Consider the following 15,763-nt stretch of genomic DNA (forward strand, 5'->3'; position numbering starts at 1 on the left):
GGCCCGGGAAGCCAGGGTTACACTGACGCCATGCCCGTCCACATCGTCGAGGGAGACCTGCTCGCACAGCCGGTGGAGGCCATCGTCAATGCGTGGAACCGCAACATCATCCCCTGGTGGCTGCTGCTGCCGCAGGGCGTCTCCGGGGCTATCAAGCGCCAGGCGGGGCTGGCCCCGTTCCGCGAGCTGGCGCGGGTGGGGCCGATGCCGCTCGGCACGGCGGTGGTGACCTCGGCCGGCCGGCTCACCTACAAGGCCATCATCCACGTGGCCGGCATCAACATGCTGTGGCGCGCGTCGGAGCGCTCCATCCAGGACTCCGTCCGCAATGCCCTGGCCCGCGCCCGGGAGCGGAGCTTCGCCTCCCTGGCATTCCCTCTCATCGGCGCCGGCTCGGGCGGCTTCAACGAAGCGCGGGCGCTGGAGGTGATGCGCCACGTCCTGGACGCCGAGGTCGGCGCCCTGGAGGTGCGCGTGGTCCGCTTCCGGCCCGGCTGACTGCCCGCCCTCCCGGCCCCGCCCTCCAATCGAGCCATGGAAATCACGTATGCTCCCGGAGCGCGGCCCCGCCGCCCGGGAGACATCGTTTGAGTGATACATCCGCCCCCCCGTCACGCCTTGTGACGCTGCGCCCCTCCGTCCACCGTCCGAGCCGCCGCCTCCGCGCCAGGGCCACCCTGTGCGGCGCCTGGCTCGCCCTGGGCCTGGGCCTCGCGGGCTGTCCCGCGGACCCGGAGGGGCCGGAGCTTCCCTTCGAGGTGGGCACGGGTCGCATGTTCACTCCGCTGGAGGAGGGCGACACGGTGGAGCTCATCCAGGGCGGCCAGGGCGGCCAGCATGTCTTCGTGTCCATGCGCGCCTGGGATTTGACGAACATCCGCGCCCGGGTGGAGATGTCCATGGAGCGCACCTCGGACGGCGAGCGGGTGTCGTCCCCGTACAGCGTCGACCTGCGCTTCACCCAGAGCGCCCAGGAGGGCGCGCCTGCCCTGCTGGAGGGCCTGCTGCTGCTGGTGCCCGACCCGGCGGAGGCCGTGGACCGCGAGGTCCGCCTCACCGCGTCCTTCGAGTCCGAAGGCGGCGAGCACGGCACCGACACGCGCACCGTCCACCTCCAGTGGGCCTCCGAGCTGCAACAGCCGTAGCCACTGGCCTCCTCTCCACCCCCCGAACTGAACCCGCGACCCCGCAGGAGCCGCTTCATGCCGCAGCACCTCTTCGCTTCCTCTCCGCCCCGGGCCCGCGTGCTCCTATCCCTGCTGCTGGGGGCGCTGCTCACCGGCTGCCCGGACGACCCCGAGCCCGAGCCCACGCCGGACCCCATCCCCTGGGCCGCCGTGGCGCGGACCCGGCCGGAGGCGCTGCTCTCCATCTCCGGCCGCTCGGCGACGGACGTGTGGGCGGTGGGCGCGGACCGGGGCCGGGGGCCCACGGTGCTGCACTTCGACGGGAGCGCCTGGAGCGAGCTGGCCACCGGCCTGCGCGGTGACTTGTGGTGGGTGCACGCCTTCCGGGACGGCCCGGTGCTGATGGCCGGAGGCAGCGCCACCATCCTCCGTTACGAGAATGGCGCCTTCACCCGCATGCGCACGCCGGGCCTGGCGCGGCACACGGTGTATGGCGTGTGGGGCTCGCGCCCGGATGACGTGTACGCCGTGGGCAGCGTGGCGGGCCGCAGCGGCTTCGTCTGGCACTACGACGGCACGGCGTGGAGTGAGCTGTCCCTGCCGCTCGCGGCCCTGCCGCGCACGGTTGACGGAGACATCCCCGGCTTCTTCAAGGTGTGGGGCACTGGCGGTGACGTGTACGTGGTGGGCGCGCAGGGCGTGGTGATGCGCTCGCGCGGGGGCGGCGCCTTCGCGGTGGTGCCCACGGGCACCACCAGCCGCCTCTTCACGGTGCACGGCGGCGGCGGCACGGTGGTGGTGGTGGGCGGCGAGGGCCAGGGCGAAATCCTGGAGCTGGACGAGGCGGCAGGCCGCTTCGTGAGCCGCGCTCCCGAGGGCTGCCCGCTGCTGCAAGGGGTGTCCATCTCCGGGGACGGCAGCGGCTGGGCCTCGGGCTCCCGGGGTGAGCTGTACCAGCGCGCGGGTGGACGGTGGACGCGCGTGGAGCAGGACGCTCCGGTGCAGGTGGAGTCGCTGCACGCGACGTGGACGGACCCCGAGGGCGGGGTGTGGGCGGTGGGTGGCAACGTGCTATCGGGCACGCTGGACTCCGGCGTGCTGCTGCACCGGGGCGTGGAAGTGGCCCTGGTGCCCGAGGTGGTCGTCACGCCTCCGGCCCCCGCCACCTGTCCCGCGGCGGCGGTGGACCCGAAGCAGACGGGCACCATCGCCCGCCGGTGGAACGAGCAGATTCTGGGCGCCATCCGCCGCGACGTCCCCCGGCCGACGGTGCACGCGCGCAACCTGTACCACCTGTCCGCGGCCATGTGGGACGCGTGGGCCGCGTATGACGCGACGGCGGACGGCGTCTTCCTGCGTGAGAAGCACACCGCCACGGACGTGGCGGCGGCGCGCGCGGAGGCCGTCAGCTACGCCGCCTATCGCGTGCTCGCGCACCGCTACACCAAGGCCATTGGCGGGCCCACCTCCGCGGCGTGCTTCCGTGCCTTCATGGAGCGGCTGGGCTACGCGCCGGACGACACCGTCACCACGGGCGACAGCGCGCGCGCGCTGGGCAACCGCATCGGCCAGGCCATCATCGACGCGGGCGCGGCCGACGGGGCCAACGAGCAGAACGACTACAAGGACACCACGGGCTTCACGTTCGTCAACACGCCGCTGGTGGTGGACTCGCCGACGCTGACGTTGGAGAACCCCTCCGTGTGGCAGCCGCTCAACCTGGCGGTGTCCGTCACGCAGAACGGCATCATCACCTCCTCGGGTGTGCAGGGCTACATCGGCGCGCACTGGCGCCAGGTGACGCCGTTCGCCCTCACGCGGCCGCAGGGCGGAGGCATCTACCTGGACCCGGGCGCGCCGCCGGTGTTCGGCGCGGAGCTGCGCGCGCACGCGGTGGAGATTCTGCGCAAGGAGAGCTGGCTGGGCAGTGAAGAGCTGATGGACACGTCGCCCGGCATCGGCGGCCTGGGCAACAACAGCCTGGGCACCAACGACGGCAACGGCCACCCCGTCAACCCCATCACCGGCCAGCCCTACGTGCCCCAGCTCGTGAAGCGCGGCGACTTCGGGCGCGTGCTGGCGGAGTTCTGGGCGGACGGCCCCAAGTCCGAGACGCCGCCGGGGCACTGGAACGTGCTCGCCAACGCCGTGTCGGACACGCCCGGCTACTCGCGGCGCCTGTTCGGCGCGGGCGCCGAGGTGGACCCGCTGGAGTGGGACGTGAAGGTGTACCTCGCGCTCAACGGCGCCGAGCATGACGCGGCCATCGTCGCCTGGGAGGTGAAGCGCGAGTTCCTCGGCGCGCGGCCCCTCACCCTCATCCGGTACATGGGCAAGCTGGGCCAGTCCACGGAGCCCGGTGGCCCGTCGTACCACGCGGACGGCCTGCCGCTGGTGTCGGGGCTCATCGAGGTGGTGACGGCGGAGAGCTCCGCGCCGGGCCAGCGGCACGCGCACCTGGCCCGCTTCCTGGGACAGGTGGTGGTGCACGCGTGGCGGGGTGAGCCGGGAGACCGCCGCAACGAGGTGGGAGGCTCCGGGTGGATTCGCGCGGTGGAGTGGATGCCCTACCAGCTGCGCACCTTCGTGACGCCCGCCTTCCCGGGCTTCATCTCCGGACACAGCACCTTCAGCCGCGCCGGCGCCGAGGTGCTCGCCGGCATCACCGGCAGCGCGTACTTCCCCGGCGGCCTGGGCGAGTTCGTCGCGGGCCGCGACGCCTACCTCACCTTCGAGCGCGGCCCGTCCACCGACGTGCGCCTGCAGTGGGCCACGTACTACGACGCCGCGGACCAGGCCGGGCAGTCCCGGCTGTGGGGCGGCATCCACGTGACGCCGGATGACTTCGTCGGCCGCCGGCTGGGCAGCACGGTGGGGCAGACGGCCACGGCCCGGGCGCGGCGCTTCTTCGAGGGCACCGAGGTCCCCTGAAAAAGCAAAGGGCCCCGGCGGTGAAGCCGGGGCCCTCGGGTGCTTCAAGTCACTTCGAGACTAGACGGGGTTGCCGCAGAGGCACGTCCAGCTGCCGTTCGGCTCGCGCTCGGAGTCGCAGTAGTTGCCCGCGTCGTCGATACAGATGGGCGCGGGCTTCTGGATGCCCTCGCTGCCCTCCGAGCCCGCCATGAACGGGAACATGGTGATGCCCTTGGCATAGTCCGAGGGCGCCTTGCCCGTCTGGGACGCCGCTTCGACCAGCAGCGCGTCCAGGCTCATCACCCGGCTGCTCGGGCAGATGATGGTGATGGCGTTGAGGTCCAGGCCCTTCTCCACGCGGAAGCCCAGGTTGCTGTTCCGCATGTCCACCGTCACCTTGCCGTCCGGCGAGCCCGCCACCATCTCACCGATGGAGACCACCTCGCGGCCGTCCATGGTGACTTCCGGGGGCTGCTCGGTCGACTCGGTGCCACCACAGGCGATGAGGCCGACGCACGCAGCGGCCAGGGCGAGGTGCTTGAACATGCTGTTTCTCCAGTCCCCTTCACAGGGGGTGATACACGAAGGGGTGTCTCACTTATCTTTCAGGGAAGGATAAGAAAGCAAGACCGTGGGGCGGGAAACTCCCGCTCGCGTGGGAACCTGTCCACCACCGTGCGCGGCGCCTGAGACGCGGCGGGCCTTGGCGGTGAAGCCGGGGCCCGGATGACTCAGGCCATGTAGGCCCTACTCCTTGGATTCGCCGCCGAGGATGCGCGGCGCCGTCGCGCGGTGGAACCCCTCGTAAGGCTTGGAGGCGGTGGACTCGTCGAGCGGGTAGATCTTCGTGTTGCAGGACGCGCCACCGTCAATCTTGATGACGTCCCCGGTAATGAAGGCGGCGGCGTCGGTGAGCAGGAAGACGATGGCGGCGCTCACCTCGGACTCGGTGGCGAGCCGCTGGAGGGGCACCTCCTTCTTGAGGAGGGGGATGAGCGCCTTGACGCCCTCGTCCTGGTAGCTGTCCATCCCACTCGAGGCCACCCAGCCGGGGGCCACGGCGTTGACGCGCACGGCGGAGGCGGCCCACTCGACGGCGGCCGTCTGGGTGAGGTTGAGCATGCCCATGCGCGCCGCGCCCGAGTGCCCCATGCCCGGCATGCCGCCCCACGAATCCGCGAGCATGTTGACGATGGAGCCACCGTGGCTGCTCATCGACTGGAGGTAGACTTCCCGCGCCATCAGGAAGCCGCCGGTGAGGTTGGTGGAGACGACGGCGTCGAAGCCCTTCTTGGAGATGGCGGCGAGGGGCGAGGGGAACTGCCCGCCGGCGTTGTTGACCAGGCCGTGGATGCGGCCGCGCGCGGCGACGATGCGGGCGACGGTGGCCTTCACGCCCTCCTCGTCGCGGATGTCGAGCACCTCCAGCGAGCACTCGCCGCCGTCCTCGCGCAGCTCCGCCGCGACGGCCTCCAGCTTGTCCTTCTTCCGGCCCACCAGGACGACGTGCGCGCCCAGCGAGGCCAGCTCGTGCGCGGTGCAGCGGCCGATGCCACTGCCGCCGCCCGTCACGACGATGGTGCGGTCCTTGAAACAGCCCGGTGCGAAGAGAGAGCGGTAGCCCATGTCAGCTCCAGAAGCGGCCACGGTGTGCACCGGGCCCGTGTTGGCGTGTTGAAGTGTGTCAGCTCCCGGCCTTGCGAGGCCGGCGTGCATCGAGCGCGGCGTCCAGCGTGAGCGCCCAGCGGTGGAGGACCTTCTTGCGTCGGGCGCTGTCGTCCCGCAGCAGGTTCGCCAGTGCGAGGCCGCGGATGAGGTCCAGCGTGCCCTGAATCAGCTCGCGCACCTCGGCGTCTCCGTCATCCACGTCGAGCAGCTTCACCGTCAGCCGGTGGAACTCCCGGCCGGTGCGGGCCTCCAGGGGCTGGAGCTGTGCGCGCAGCTCCGGGTCCGCCACGGCGGCGACCCAGAGCTGCACGGCGGCGGTGAAGAGGGGGCTGGTGTAGATGCCCGCGAGCATGTGGAGGATGGCCTCCGTCCGCCGCTCGTCCGTCGGGAGCCGGGCCGCGCGGCGGAGCACCTCCTCCACCTGCTGGCTGCCCACGTACTCCACGGCCGCCGCCACCAGGTCGGCGCGGGTGGGGAAGTGGTGCTGGCAGGCCCCGCGCGAGACGCCCGCGCGCTCGGCGATGACGGTCATGGTGGCGCCTGCCCACCCGAGCTCCGAGAGGGCGCTCAGGGCGGCCTCCATCAGACGCTGGCGCGTGACGCGGCTGCGCTCCTGCTCCTGCCTGCCCGTCGCGCCGGAGGACTCACTCACGGGGGCAGGATGGAAGTCGCGGGCGAAAAAAGCAAGCACGCTTGCTTTTTTATGGGGTGGCGCCGACACTGCCTGGAGCTGGCTGGCGGCGTGGAGGGTCATGCCGCGGCTGGATGGAGAGTGCATGAGCGCGTCCCCCCTGCGTGTTGGCAATGCCTCGGGCTTCTACGGAGACCGCTTCTCGGCGGTGAAGGAGATGCTGGAGGGCGGGCAGCTCGACGTCCTCACCGGCGACTACCTGGCCGAGCTGACGATGCTGATTCTCGGCCGGGACAGGATGAAGGACCCGGCCACGGGCTTCGCGAAGACGTTCCTCCGGCAGATGGAGCAGTGTCTGGCGCTCGCGGTGGAGAAGCGGGTCAAGGTCGTCACCAACGCGGGTGGGCTGAACCCGGCGGGGCTCGCCGCCGCGCTGCGGGAGCTGGCCACCCGCCTGGGCGTGAAGGCCCAGATTGCGCACGTCGAGGGGGATGACCTCTCCGGCAGCGCGGACGCGCTGGGGCTGGGCAGCCCGCTCACGGCCAACGCGTACCTGGGCGCATGGGGCATCGCCGAGTGCCTGCGCGCGGGCGCGGACATCGTCGTCACCGGGCGGGTGACGGACGCGTCGCTGGTGGTGGGCCCGGCGGCGGCGCACTTCGGCTGGAAGACGGACGACTGGGACCGGCTGGCCGGGGCCATGGTCGCCGGCCACGTGCTGGAGTGCGGGACGCAGGCCACGGGCGGCAACTACTCCTTCTTCACGGAGGTGGACGTCCGCCGTCCCGGCTTCCCTCTGGCTGAAATCCACGCGGACGGAAGCTCCGTCATCACCAAGCACGCGGGCACGGGCGGCGCGGTGACGGTGGACACGGTGCTCGCGCAGCTCGTCTATGAAATCACCGGAGCCCGGTACGCGGGGCCGGACGCGACGGCGCGCTTCGACAGCATCTCCCTGACGGAGGAGGGGAAGGACCGAGTCCGGATTTCGGGCGTGCGCGGCGAGCCGCCGCCTCCCACGGTGAAAGTGTGCCTCAACAACCTGGGCGGCTACCGCAACGAGGCGACGTTCGTCCTGGTGGGGCTCGACATCGAGGAGAAGGCCCGCCTCGTCCGTGAGCAGCTCTCCGCCGCCATGGTCCGCAAGCCGAAGGAAGTCCAGTGGACGCTGGTCCGCACGGACCGCGAGGACGCGGCCACGGAGGAGCAGGCCGCCGCCTTCCTGCGCGTGGTGGTGAAGGACGCGGACGCGAAGCTGGTGGGGCGCGGCTTCAGTGGCGCGGCCGTGGAGCTGGCGCTGGGCAGCTACCCGGGCTTCACCATGACGGCGCCGCCGTCGGATGGCGCTCCGTATGGCGTCTACACGCCGGCCTATGTGGAGGCGGCAAAGGTCGAGCACGTCGCCGTGCTCCCCGACGGCACGCGCACCGTGATTGCGCCGCTGGCGCCGGAGAAGACGCTGGCGCTCGCGCCGGTGGAGCCGCCCGCGCTGCCGGCACCGCTGCCCTCGTCAGGCCCCACGCGCCGCGTGCCGCTGGGGCGCATCGTCGCCGCGCGCAGTGGTGACAAGGGCGGCACCGCGAACATCGGCGTCTGGGCGAGGTCGGACGAGGCGTGGCGCTGGCTGGTGCATGCGCTCACTCCGGAGAAGCTCCGCGAGCTGCTCCCCGAGGCGGCGGCCTTCCCCATGGAACGGCACGTCTTCCCGCACCTCCGGGGGCTGAACTTCGTCATCGACGGCCTGCTGGGCGAGGGCGTGTCGTCCTCGACGCGCTTCGACCCGCAGGGCAAGGCGCTGGGTGAGTGGCTCCGCTCGCGCCACATGGACATTCCCGAGTCGCTGCTCGGCGAAGGGCAGGGGTGAGACAGATGCCGAGAATCACGTCGCGAATCGATTCGGCTTCCGAGGCCTTCAAGGCGCACCGCGCGGACATGCTCGCGCGAGTCGCCGAGCTGCGCGAGGTGGAGGCGAAGGTCCGCAATACGGAGCTCAAGGCGCGCGAGAAGTTCCACAAGCGCGGCCAGTTGTTACCTCGTGAGCGGCTGATGCTCCTGCTGGACAGGGGCTCGCCGTTCCTGGAGCTGTCCACGCTGTGTGGCTTCGGCTACCACGACGACAGCGACGGCTCGCTGGCCGGAGGCAACAGCATCATCGGCATCGGCTACGTGTCCGGTGTGCGGTGCATGGTGTTCGTGAACAACTCCGCCATCAAGGGAGGTACAGCGTCGCCGTGGGGTGTGCAGAAGGCGCTGCGGGCGCAGGAGCTGGCGCTGGAGAACAAGCTGCCCATGGTGTCGCTGGTGGAGAGCGGCGGCGCCAACCTCATGTATCAGCAGGAAATCTTCATCCCCGGCGGGGAGACCTTCTACAACCAGTCGAAGCTGTCGGCGGCGGGCATTCCCCAGGTGACGGTGGTGCATGGCTCGAGCACCGCGGGCGGTGCGTACCTGCCGGGCCTGTCCGACTACGTGGTCATGGTGAAGAAGAAGGCCAAGGTCTTCCTGGCGGGCCCGCCGCTGCTCAAGGCCGCGACGGGCGAGATTGCCACCGACGAGGAGCTGGGCGGCGCGGAGATGCACGCCACGGTGGCGGGGACGGCGGACTACCTCGCCGAGGACGACGCGGACGCCATCCGCCTGGCGCGCGAAATCGTGGCGAAGCTCGGGTGGAACGCGCAGCTGGCTCGCGAGGAGCGGGCGCCATACGCGGAGCCCCTCTACTCCCCCGAGGAGCTGTGCGGCGCCGTCCCGGTGGACTACCGGAAGCCCTATGACTGCCGCGAGGTCATCGCGCGCATCGTCGACGGCTCCGAGTTCACCGGCTTCAAGGACGAGTACGACCCGCACACCGTCTGCGGACGCGCGAGCATCTTCGGGATGCCCATTGGCATCATCGGCAACAACGGTCCGATTACGCCGAAGGGCGCGACGAAGGCGGCGCAGTTCATCCAGCTCTGCTGCCAGTCGGACACGCCCATCCTGTATCTACAAAACACCACGGGCTACATGGTGGGCACGCAGCCGGAGCAGGCCGGAATCGTGAAGCACGGCGCGAAGATGATTCAGGCGGTGGCGAACGCGACGGTGCCGCAGCTCACGGTGCTCATCGGCGGCGGGTTCGGCGCGGGCAACTACGGCATGTGCGGCCGGCCCTTCCACCCGCGCTTCATCTTCGCGTGGCCGAATGCGCGCACCGCCGTCATGGGCGGCGAGCAGGCGGCGAAGGTGATGTCGATTGTCTTCGGCGAGAAGCTCGCGAGGCAGGGTGAGGTCGTGGACGAGGAGGGGATTCGAGCGTTCTGCCAGCCCATCATCGACCAGTTCGACAAGGAGTCGCACCCGTTCAACTGCAGCGCGCGGCTGTTCGACGACGGGCTCATCGACCCGCGCGACACGCGGCGGGTCCTCGGATTCTCGCTGGCCGTGTGCCGCGAGGCGAAGCGGCGTGAGCTCAAGCCCAACACCTTCGGCGTGGCACGCCTGTGAGGACGGACCGCATGGAGCGATTCAAGAAGGTCCTCGTCGCCAACCGTGGCGAGATTGCCGTCCGAGTGATTCGGACCTGCAAGAAGCTCGGCTATCGGACCGTGGCGGTGTTCTCCGAGGCGGACCGCTCGGCGCCGCACGTGCTCGCGGCGGACGAGGCGGTGCCCATCGGCCCGTCGCCCGCGAAGGAGTCCTATCTCGTCATCGAGAAGCTCATCGCCGCGGCGAAGGCCTCCGGTGCGGACGCGATTCACCCCGGCTATGGCTTCCTCTCGGAGAACGCCGGGTTTGCTCGCGCGTGCCGGGACGCGGACGTGGTGTTCATCGGCCCCGGTGCGGAGGCCATCTCGCTGATGGGGAACAAGCGGCAGGCGAAGCTGCGGATGCTCGCGGCGGGCGTGCCCTGCATCCCTGGCTACGAGGCCACCGACGCGAATGACGAGGCGCTGGCCGCGGAAGGCGAGCGCATCGGCTTCCCGCTGATGGTCAAGGCGGCGGCGGGTGGCGGTGGGCGTGGCATGCGGCTCGTCCACGAGCCGGCGCAATTGCGTGACGCGCTTCGCTCCGCGCGCTCGGAGGCCACCAACGCCTTCGGGAGCGGAGAGCTCATCCTGGAGAAGGCCGTTATCGGCGCACGCCACGTGGAGCTGCAGGTCTTCGCGGACGAGCACGGCAACGTGGTCCACCTGGGCGAGCGCGACTGCTCCGTCCAGCGCCGGCATCAGAAGATTGTCGAGGAGAGCCCGTCACCCGCCGTGAGCCCCGCGCTGCGCTCGCGCATGGGCGAGGTCGCCGTGGCGGCGGCGAAGGCCATCGGCTACCGGGGAGCGGGGACCATCGAGTTCCTGCTCGCGCCGAGCGGCGAGTTCTACTTCATGGAGATGAACACCCGCCTCCAGGTGGAGCACCCGGTGACGGAGGCGATTACCGGGTTGGACCTGGTGGAGTGGCAGCTGCGCGTCGCGGCGGGTGAGCGGCTTCCCCTCACGCAGGAGCAGGTGTCGTGGTCGGGGCACGCGATTGAAGTCCGTCTCTGCGCGGAGGACCCTGCGAACAACTACGCGCCCCAGGCGGGCCGGCTGCTGGCGTGGAGGCTGCCGTCGCGGGAGGGCGTGCGCATCGACCACGGCGTGCGGGAGGGGCAGGACATCCCGCCCTTCTACGACTCGATGCAGGCGAAGGTGATTGTGCATGGTCCGGACCGCGAGACGGCGCGCAGGCGGCTGGTGGAAGCACTGCACGAGCTGACCGTGTTCGGCGTCACCACGAACAAGAGCCTGTTGCTGTTCGTGCTCGGGCACGTGGCGTTCCAGACGGGTGAGTACGACACGGGCTTCATCGGGAAGTACGCGGACGGTGTGACGCTGGAGGCGCTGTACCGGACGCATGCGAAGGACCTGGCCCTGGCGGGGGCAGCGCTCTTCCATGGCGAGGCGCTGAGGCTCGCGCGCGAGTCGGGCCTGGACGCGTCGCTGGTCAACTGGAACAGCCCGAACTCGTCGCATCCGGTGCGGCTGAAGCTCGCGAGCCGGGAGCGTGAGGAACCCGTCACGGTGCGCCCGGTGTCGGCGGAGCGGTACGAGGTGGAGGTGGGGAGCGAGACGTTCAACGTAGCGGTGCTCGGGATGTCGGAGGGGGTGCTGGACTTCGCGCTCTCGGGGACTCGTGGGCGCGCGCGGTACTCGCGGGAGGGAGACACGCTCTGGCTGGACGTGGGGCATGGAGCGCATGCCGTGTCCGACGTGACGTTCCGGCCTCCGTCGAAGACGGAAGGCGCGGGAAGTGGCCGGCTCATGGCGCCGATGGACGGGCGCATCCTGCGCGTGGACGCCAAGCCCGGTGCCTCGGTGAAGGCGGGAGAGGTGCTCGCCGTCCTGGAGGCGATGAAGATGGAGTTCCAAGTGGTGGCGGACGTGGCGGGTACGGTGGAGGCGGTGAACGTCTCCGTGGGCAGCCAGGTTGCCGCGCGGCAGCTCCTGGTCCTGCTGACGCCGGAAGGGAAGCAGCCGCCCGCAGCGAGCTGAGCCGGCCGCGGCTGGGGTGCCGAGTGGAACGAACGTTCCGTCCACGCTCACTCCCCTCCGGGCAGGGGCTGAGGTGGAACGAACGTTCCTTCCGGGCCCGACCCATTCCGGCCGGGGGCTGCCGTGGAACGAACGTTCCTTCCTGGCTCGACCCGTCCCAGGCGGGGGCTGCCGTGGAACGAACGCTCCTTCCGGCTCGTCCGCCTCGCCCGGGGGCTGCCGTGGAACGAACGTTCCTTCCGGGCTCGACCCGTCCCGTCCCGGGCCGGTCGTCGGGCCATGGACGCTTGGCCTCTCGCGGCATTGCCCGTCCCGGTGAGCCCGGTTAATCCCGCGCCCTATGCGAGCCATGGTCCTTCCCCGCTTCGGCGGGCCCGAGCTGTTCGAAGTCCGCGACGTTCCGACTCCTACTGCCGGCCCCGGGCAGGTGCTCGTCCGGGTCCTCGTCTCCGGTACGAACCCGGTGGACGCCAAGCTGCGCCAGGACGGCACGTGGGCCGGCATCCAGCTTCCCGCCGTCATCGGCTACGACGTCTCGGGAGTCATCGAGCAGGTGGGCCCGGGTGTCACCGACTTCAAGCCCGGTGACGAGGTCTTCTACACGCCGGAAATCTTCGGCAACCCGCATGGCAGCTACGCGGAGTTCAACGTCGTCCCCGTAAGCATCATCGCGAAGAAGCCCGCGAGCCTCACGCACGAGGAGGCCGCCGCCATCCCCCTGGCCGGAGGCACCGCGTGGGAGGCCCTGGTGCGGCGGCTCCAGCTCCGCGTCGGGGAGACGGTGCTCATCCACGGTGGCGCGGGTGGCGTGGGCTCGTTCGCGGTGCAGATTGCGAAGGCCCTGGGCGCCCGAGTCCTGGCCACCTCCGGGCCGGACAACCTGGAGACGCTGCGCAAGCTCGGCGCGGACGTGGCCATTAACTACCGGAGCGAGGACCCGGCGCAGGTCGCACTGCGCGAGACGGGCGGGCAGGGTGTGGACGCGGTGTTCGACACCGTGGGCAAGAACATGATTGCCAGCATGCCCGCGACGCGGCCCTTCGGACGGCTCGCGACCATCCTCGGCTTCAACGGGGACGTGTCCGCCTTCTACCCGCGCAACCAGACGCTGCACGGCGTCTTCCTCACCCGCGAGCGCCGTCGCCTGGAGGAGATGTCCGTCCTCGTCGAGCGCAAGCAACTGAAGCCGCTCGTGGAGCGCGTGCTCCCGCTGGAGCAGGTGGCGGAGGCGCACCGGGCCCTCGACTCGGGGCACGGGCGCGGCAAGGTGGTGCTGACCGTGGCGAAGAAGTAGCCGCGGCTCGCAGGCCGTCCCTGCTACGGACCGGAGCACGGCTTGTTCGCAGGCACGCGTACGGCACACGCGGTAGCCTGGGCGGTGTCTCGACGCCGCCCGGAGCCGGTTTCCAGCGGCGCCGGGCCGTAAGAGACGCGGGAGGCAGCTCGGAATGGCAGCAGGGCGTCAGAAGGTGGCGCGCGTCACACGGCGCATTCTCGTCCGGGGGCCTCGCATCGTCCTGCGCGCGCCCCATGCGCAGGACCGCGAGGACTTCCTCGCGGCCACCCGGGCCAGTCGCGCCTTCCACCGGCCCTGGGTCGCACCGCCCACCACGCCCGCCGCCTTCCAGGCCTATCTCCAGCGCAACGCACAGGACGACTTCGAAGCGCTCCTCGCCTGCGAGCGCGAGTCGGGCCACTTCATCGGCGCCTTCAACTTGAGTCAGATATTCCGGGGCGGCTTCCAGAATGCCTACCTGGGCTACTGGGCCATCCACGGCTTCCAGGGACGCGGACTCATGTCCGAGGCCCTGCAGCTGGTGCTCGCGTACACCTTCCGGACGCTGAAGCTTCACCGGGTGGAGGCCAACATCCAACCCGGCAATGCCGCGTCCCGGGCGCTGGCGTCACGGGCCGGCTTCCGGATGGAGGGGTTCTCCCCCCGCTACCTCAAGGTGGGCGGCCGGTGGAGAGACCACGAGCGCTGGGCGCTCTGCCGCGAGGACTGGCGCCCCACAAACAGCCAGACTCCCGGTCCTGACCAGACCCCTGCTCAGGATTCCCGAGCGCGAGGGTCTGGCCGCCAGGTGTGAGCTGAAAGGGAAGGAGCGGCGGGTGTATTGCCTCGACCCCTGGATGGGCGCCATGCAGGCGTCGCCGTACGCAATGCGCCGTGCCCAGCCCGGCCTGCGTCAGGCCCTACCGCGGCCCGCTGTCCATTCAGCTTCCGGTACGTCACACAGCCACATGTCCCGCCGGCCATTCAATGAGGTGGACACGTCATGGGTGCTCGGCAGTTTGCGAGGCTGGTCTTCGATGGCGGCTTTTCCGAGCGCGACGCAATGGAGACCCCGATGCGAGGGTACCGGAGCCACGTGTGGGCGGAGTTCGACGATGGCACGCATTGCAGGTTGACGTTCTTCGACGTCACCCGACTGGCTCAGACGCTTGAAGACGAGCGCCGAGCAGGTCGGCCGTTCTTGATAGAGCCCGGGCTCATCATCCTCACGGAGGTGACGCTGGCCAACATGGAGGCCGCCGCTCGTGCGCTCACCTCCGAGGGGTTCTTCGGCCCTGCCACCTGAGCTGGCTGCCCACCTGCTGCTCGGCATGAGGCCCGTGTTCCATCAGCGTGTCCGTGTGTTCAGGCCCGCGGTGCCTCACCTTCAGCTCCGCGCTGGCTCCTGTGCCGGACTCGACGCGCTCCGCCACAGCACCAGCAGGGCCACGACACACAGCGCGGCACCCGCGGCGCACACGCCCGTCCAGCCCGCGTGCGTCCACGCCGTCGTGCCCAGCCACGAGCCCGCCGCGCCGCCCGCGAAGTACGTCACCATGTAGAGGGTGTTGAGCCGGCTGCGCGCCTCGGGCTTCAGGGCGTACACGCGTGTCTGGTTGGAAATCTGGTTCGCCTGCGTCCCCAGGTCCAGCAGCACCACGCCCAGGGCCATGCCCCACAGCCAGCGCCCCAGCGGCCACATCACCACGAAGGACAACAGCAGCACTGCGATGCCCAGCGCGTTGATGCGCCGGTCTCCCCGCGCGTCGGCATAGCGCCCCACCAGCGGAGCCACCAGCGCGCCCACCACCCCCACCACGCCGAAGAGCCCCGCCACCTGTGGCCCGTACTGCTCCGGCAGGCTCTGGAGATACAGCGCCAGCGTGGACCAGAAGACGCTGAACGCACCAAACGTGAGCGCGCCCAGCAGCGCGTGGAGCCGCAGCACAGGCTCGGTGCGCGCCAGGTGCCCCAGGGAGCGCAGCAGCGCCAGATAGGGCATCTCCGCCATGGGCGGCTGCGCCGGCAGGACGAAGCGCAGCACCCCGCCCAGCGCGAGCATCAGCCCGGCCGCCATCCAGAACATGGCCCGCCACCCCAGGTGCGTGCCCACGAAGCCCGCCGCCGTGCGCGACAGCAGGATGCCGATGAGCAGCCCGCTCATCACCGTGCCCACCACCCGCCCGCGCTGCGCCGCCGGCGCCAGGTGCGCGGCGAAGGGGATCAGCAGCTGGGGAATCACCGTGGTGGCGCCCACCGCGAAGCTGGCCAGCACCAGCAGGGGCAGCGTGGGCGCCAGCGCCACGCCCACCAGGGCCAGCGTCACCAGCGCGGACATGGTGACGATGACCCGCCGCCGCTCCAGGCTGTCGCCGAGCGGGACGATGAAGAGCATCCCCGCCGCGTAGCCCACCTGCGTCAGCGTGGGCACCAGCCCGAGCGCGCTGCCCGAGGCGCCCAGCTCGCGGCCGATGTCTCCGAGCAGCGGCTGGTTGTAATAGAGATTCGCCGCGGTGGCGCCCGAGGCGGCGGCCATGAACCACACCAGCCCGGGACTCAGGACGGCGTGCGGGGACTCCGGAGTCGGTTGCGTCTGCATGGGGGCGCGCGGCGCACTCTGGCGCCGGCCTCCCCCCGG

Annotated in this window: 13 protein-coding genes; 9 read left to right on the forward strand and 4 right to left on the reverse strand. The window is 70.7% G+C overall.

Going from position 1 to position 15,763, the window contains the following annotated elements; genetic code table 11:
• Positions 1-30 precede the first annotated feature (30 nt).
• From G4D85_RS10655 to G4D85_RS10665, 3 genes are all read left to right on the forward strand, one after another.
• A complete protein-coding gene (locus G4D85_RS10655; protein WP_164010782.1) occupies positions 31-498 on the forward strand; it encodes a macro domain-containing protein in 468 nt (155 codons plus the stop codon).
• Between the two features lie 89 nt (positions 499-587).
• The gene (locus G4D85_RS10660) at positions 588-1,145 is read left to right on the forward strand and encodes a hypothetical protein (protein WP_205525506.1); all 558 of its coding nucleotides are present in this window, start codon (positions 588-590) and stop codon (positions 1,143-1,145) included.
• Positions 1,146-1,202: 57 nt separating this feature from the next.
• Complete coding sequence (locus tag G4D85_RS10665; RefSeq protein ID WP_164010786.1) at positions 1,203-4,058, forward strand: vanadium-dependent haloperoxidase; 2,856 nt, start codon at positions 1,203-1,205, stop codon at positions 4,056-4,058.
• Positions 4,059-4,118: 60 nt separating this feature from the next.
• On the opposite strand, the gene G4D85_RS10670 is transcribed toward G4D85_RS10665, so the two are convergent.
• From G4D85_RS10670 to G4D85_RS10680, 3 genes are all read right to left on the reverse strand, one after another.
• Entirely contained in the window at positions 4,119-4,586 is a 468-nt protein-coding gene (locus G4D85_RS10670) for a hypothetical protein (protein WP_164010789.1), read from the reverse strand.
• A gap of 201 nt (positions 4,587-4,787) precedes the next feature.
• Positions 4,788-5,666 (reverse strand): SDR family oxidoreductase, encoded by an 879-nt coding sequence (locus G4D85_RS10675; protein WP_164010791.1) that lies wholly within the window; start codon positions 5,664-5,666, stop codon positions 4,788-4,790.
• Positions 5,667-5,724: 58 nt separating this feature from the next.
• Complete coding sequence (locus tag G4D85_RS10680; protein WP_240359198.1) at positions 5,725-6,486, reverse strand: TetR/AcrR family transcriptional regulator; 762 nt, start codon at positions 6,484-6,486, stop codon at positions 5,725-5,727.
• Here G4D85_RS10680 and G4D85_RS10685 point away from each other — a divergent pair.
• The 6 genes from G4D85_RS10685 (at position 6,485) to G4D85_RS10710 (ending at position 14,431) form a co-directional block, all read left to right on the forward strand.
• Complete coding sequence (locus G4D85_RS10685) at positions 6,485-8,203, forward strand: acyclic terpene utilization AtuA family protein (protein ID WP_164010795.1); 1,719 nt, start codon at positions 6,485-6,487, stop codon at positions 8,201-8,203. The two genes, G4D85_RS10680 and G4D85_RS10685, sit on opposite strands and share 2 nt — an antisense overlap.
• A 5-nt stretch (positions 8,204-8,208) precedes the next feature.
• Complete coding sequence (locus tag G4D85_RS10690) at positions 8,209-9,825, forward strand: acyl-CoA carboxylase subunit beta (RefSeq protein WP_164010803.1); 1,617 nt, start codon at positions 8,209-8,211, stop codon at positions 9,823-9,825.
• Positions 9,826-9,836: 11 nt separating this feature from the next.
• Entirely contained in the window at positions 9,837-11,849 is a 2,013-nt protein-coding gene (locus G4D85_RS10695; RefSeq protein WP_164010806.1) for an acetyl-CoA carboxylase biotin carboxylase subunit, read from the forward strand.
• Positions 11,850-12,198: 349 nt separating this feature from the next.
• A complete protein-coding gene (locus tag G4D85_RS10700) occupies positions 12,199-13,143 on the forward strand; it encodes a zinc-dependent alcohol dehydrogenase family protein (RefSeq protein WP_240359199.1) in 945 nt (314 codons plus the stop codon).
• A gap of 154 nt (positions 13,144-13,297) precedes the next feature.
• Positions 13,298-13,939: a GNAT family N-acetyltransferase gene (locus tag G4D85_RS10705; protein WP_164010810.1), complete on the forward strand. Its 642-nt coding sequence runs from the start codon at positions 13,298-13,300 to the stop codon at positions 13,937-13,939.
• Between the two features lie 261 nt (positions 13,940-14,200).
• On the forward strand, positions 14,201-14,431 hold the full coding sequence (locus G4D85_RS10710; protein WP_164010812.1) for a hypothetical protein: 231 nt from the start codon (positions 14,201-14,203) through the stop codon (positions 14,429-14,431).
• Positions 14,432-14,512: 81 nt separating this feature from the next.
• On the opposite strand, the gene G4D85_RS10715 is transcribed toward G4D85_RS10710, so the two are convergent.
• The gene (locus G4D85_RS10715; RefSeq protein ID WP_164010814.1) at positions 14,513-15,724 is read right to left on the reverse strand and encodes an MFS transporter; all 1,212 of its coding nucleotides are present in this window, start codon (positions 15,722-15,724) and stop codon (positions 14,513-14,515) included.
• Positions 15,725-15,763 lie beyond the last annotated feature (39 nt).

Origin of the sequence: Pyxidicoccus trucidator, assembly GCF_010894435.1 — a bacterium.
In the GTDB taxonomy this organism is placed as follows: Bacteria; Myxococcota; Myxococcia; order Myxococcales; family Myxococcaceae; genus Myxococcus; species Myxococcus trucidator.

What these genes read in the sequence shown, in the direction of transcription:
- G4D85_RS10655 (WP_164010782.1), top strand. Translation starts at nt 31, where the DNA reads ATGCCCGTCCACATCGTCGAGGGAGACCTGCTCGCACAGCCGGTGGAG.
- G4D85_RS10665 (WP_164010786.1), top strand. Translation starts at nt 1,203, where the DNA reads ATGCCGCAGCACCTCTTCGCTTCCTCTCCGCCCCGGGCCCGCGTGCTC.
- G4D85_RS10670 (WP_164010789.1), bottom strand. Translation starts at nt 4,586, where the DNA reads ATGTTCAAGCACCTCGCCCTGGCCGCTGCGTGCGTCGGCCTCATCGCC.
- G4D85_RS10675 (WP_164010791.1), bottom strand. Translation starts at nt 5,666, where the DNA reads ATGGGCTACCGCTCTCTCTTCGCACCGGGCTGTTTCAAGGACCGCACC.
- G4D85_RS10685 (WP_164010795.1), top strand. Translation starts at nt 6,485, where the DNA reads ATGAGCGCGTCCCCCCTGCGTGTTGGCAATGCCTCGGGCTTCTACGGA.
- G4D85_RS10680 (WP_240359198.1), bottom strand. Translation starts at nt 6,486, where the DNA reads ATGCACTCTCCATCCAGCCGCGGCATGACCCTCCACGCCGCCAGCCAG.
- G4D85_RS10690 (WP_164010803.1), top strand. Translation starts at nt 8,209, where the DNA reads ATGCCGAGAATCACGTCGCGAATCGATTCGGCTTCCGAGGCCTTCAAG.
- G4D85_RS10695 (WP_164010806.1), top strand. Translation starts at nt 9,837, where the DNA reads ATGGAGCGATTCAAGAAGGTCCTCGTCGCCAACCGTGGCGAGATTGCC.
- G4D85_RS10700 (WP_240359199.1), top strand. Translation starts at nt 12,199, where the DNA reads ATGGTCCTTCCCCGCTTCGGCGGGCCCGAGCTGTTCGAAGTCCGCGAC.
- G4D85_RS10705 (WP_164010810.1), top strand. Translation starts at nt 13,298, where the DNA reads ATGGCAGCAGGGCGTCAGAAGGTGGCGCGCGTCACACGGCGCATTCTC.
- G4D85_RS10710 (WP_164010812.1), top strand. Translation starts at nt 14,201, where the DNA reads ATGCGAGGGTACCGGAGCCACGTGTGGGCGGAGTTCGACGATGGCACG.
- G4D85_RS10715 (WP_164010814.1), bottom strand. Translation starts at nt 15,724, where the DNA reads ATGCAGACGCAACCGACTCCGGAGTCCCCGCACGCCGTCCTGAGTCCC.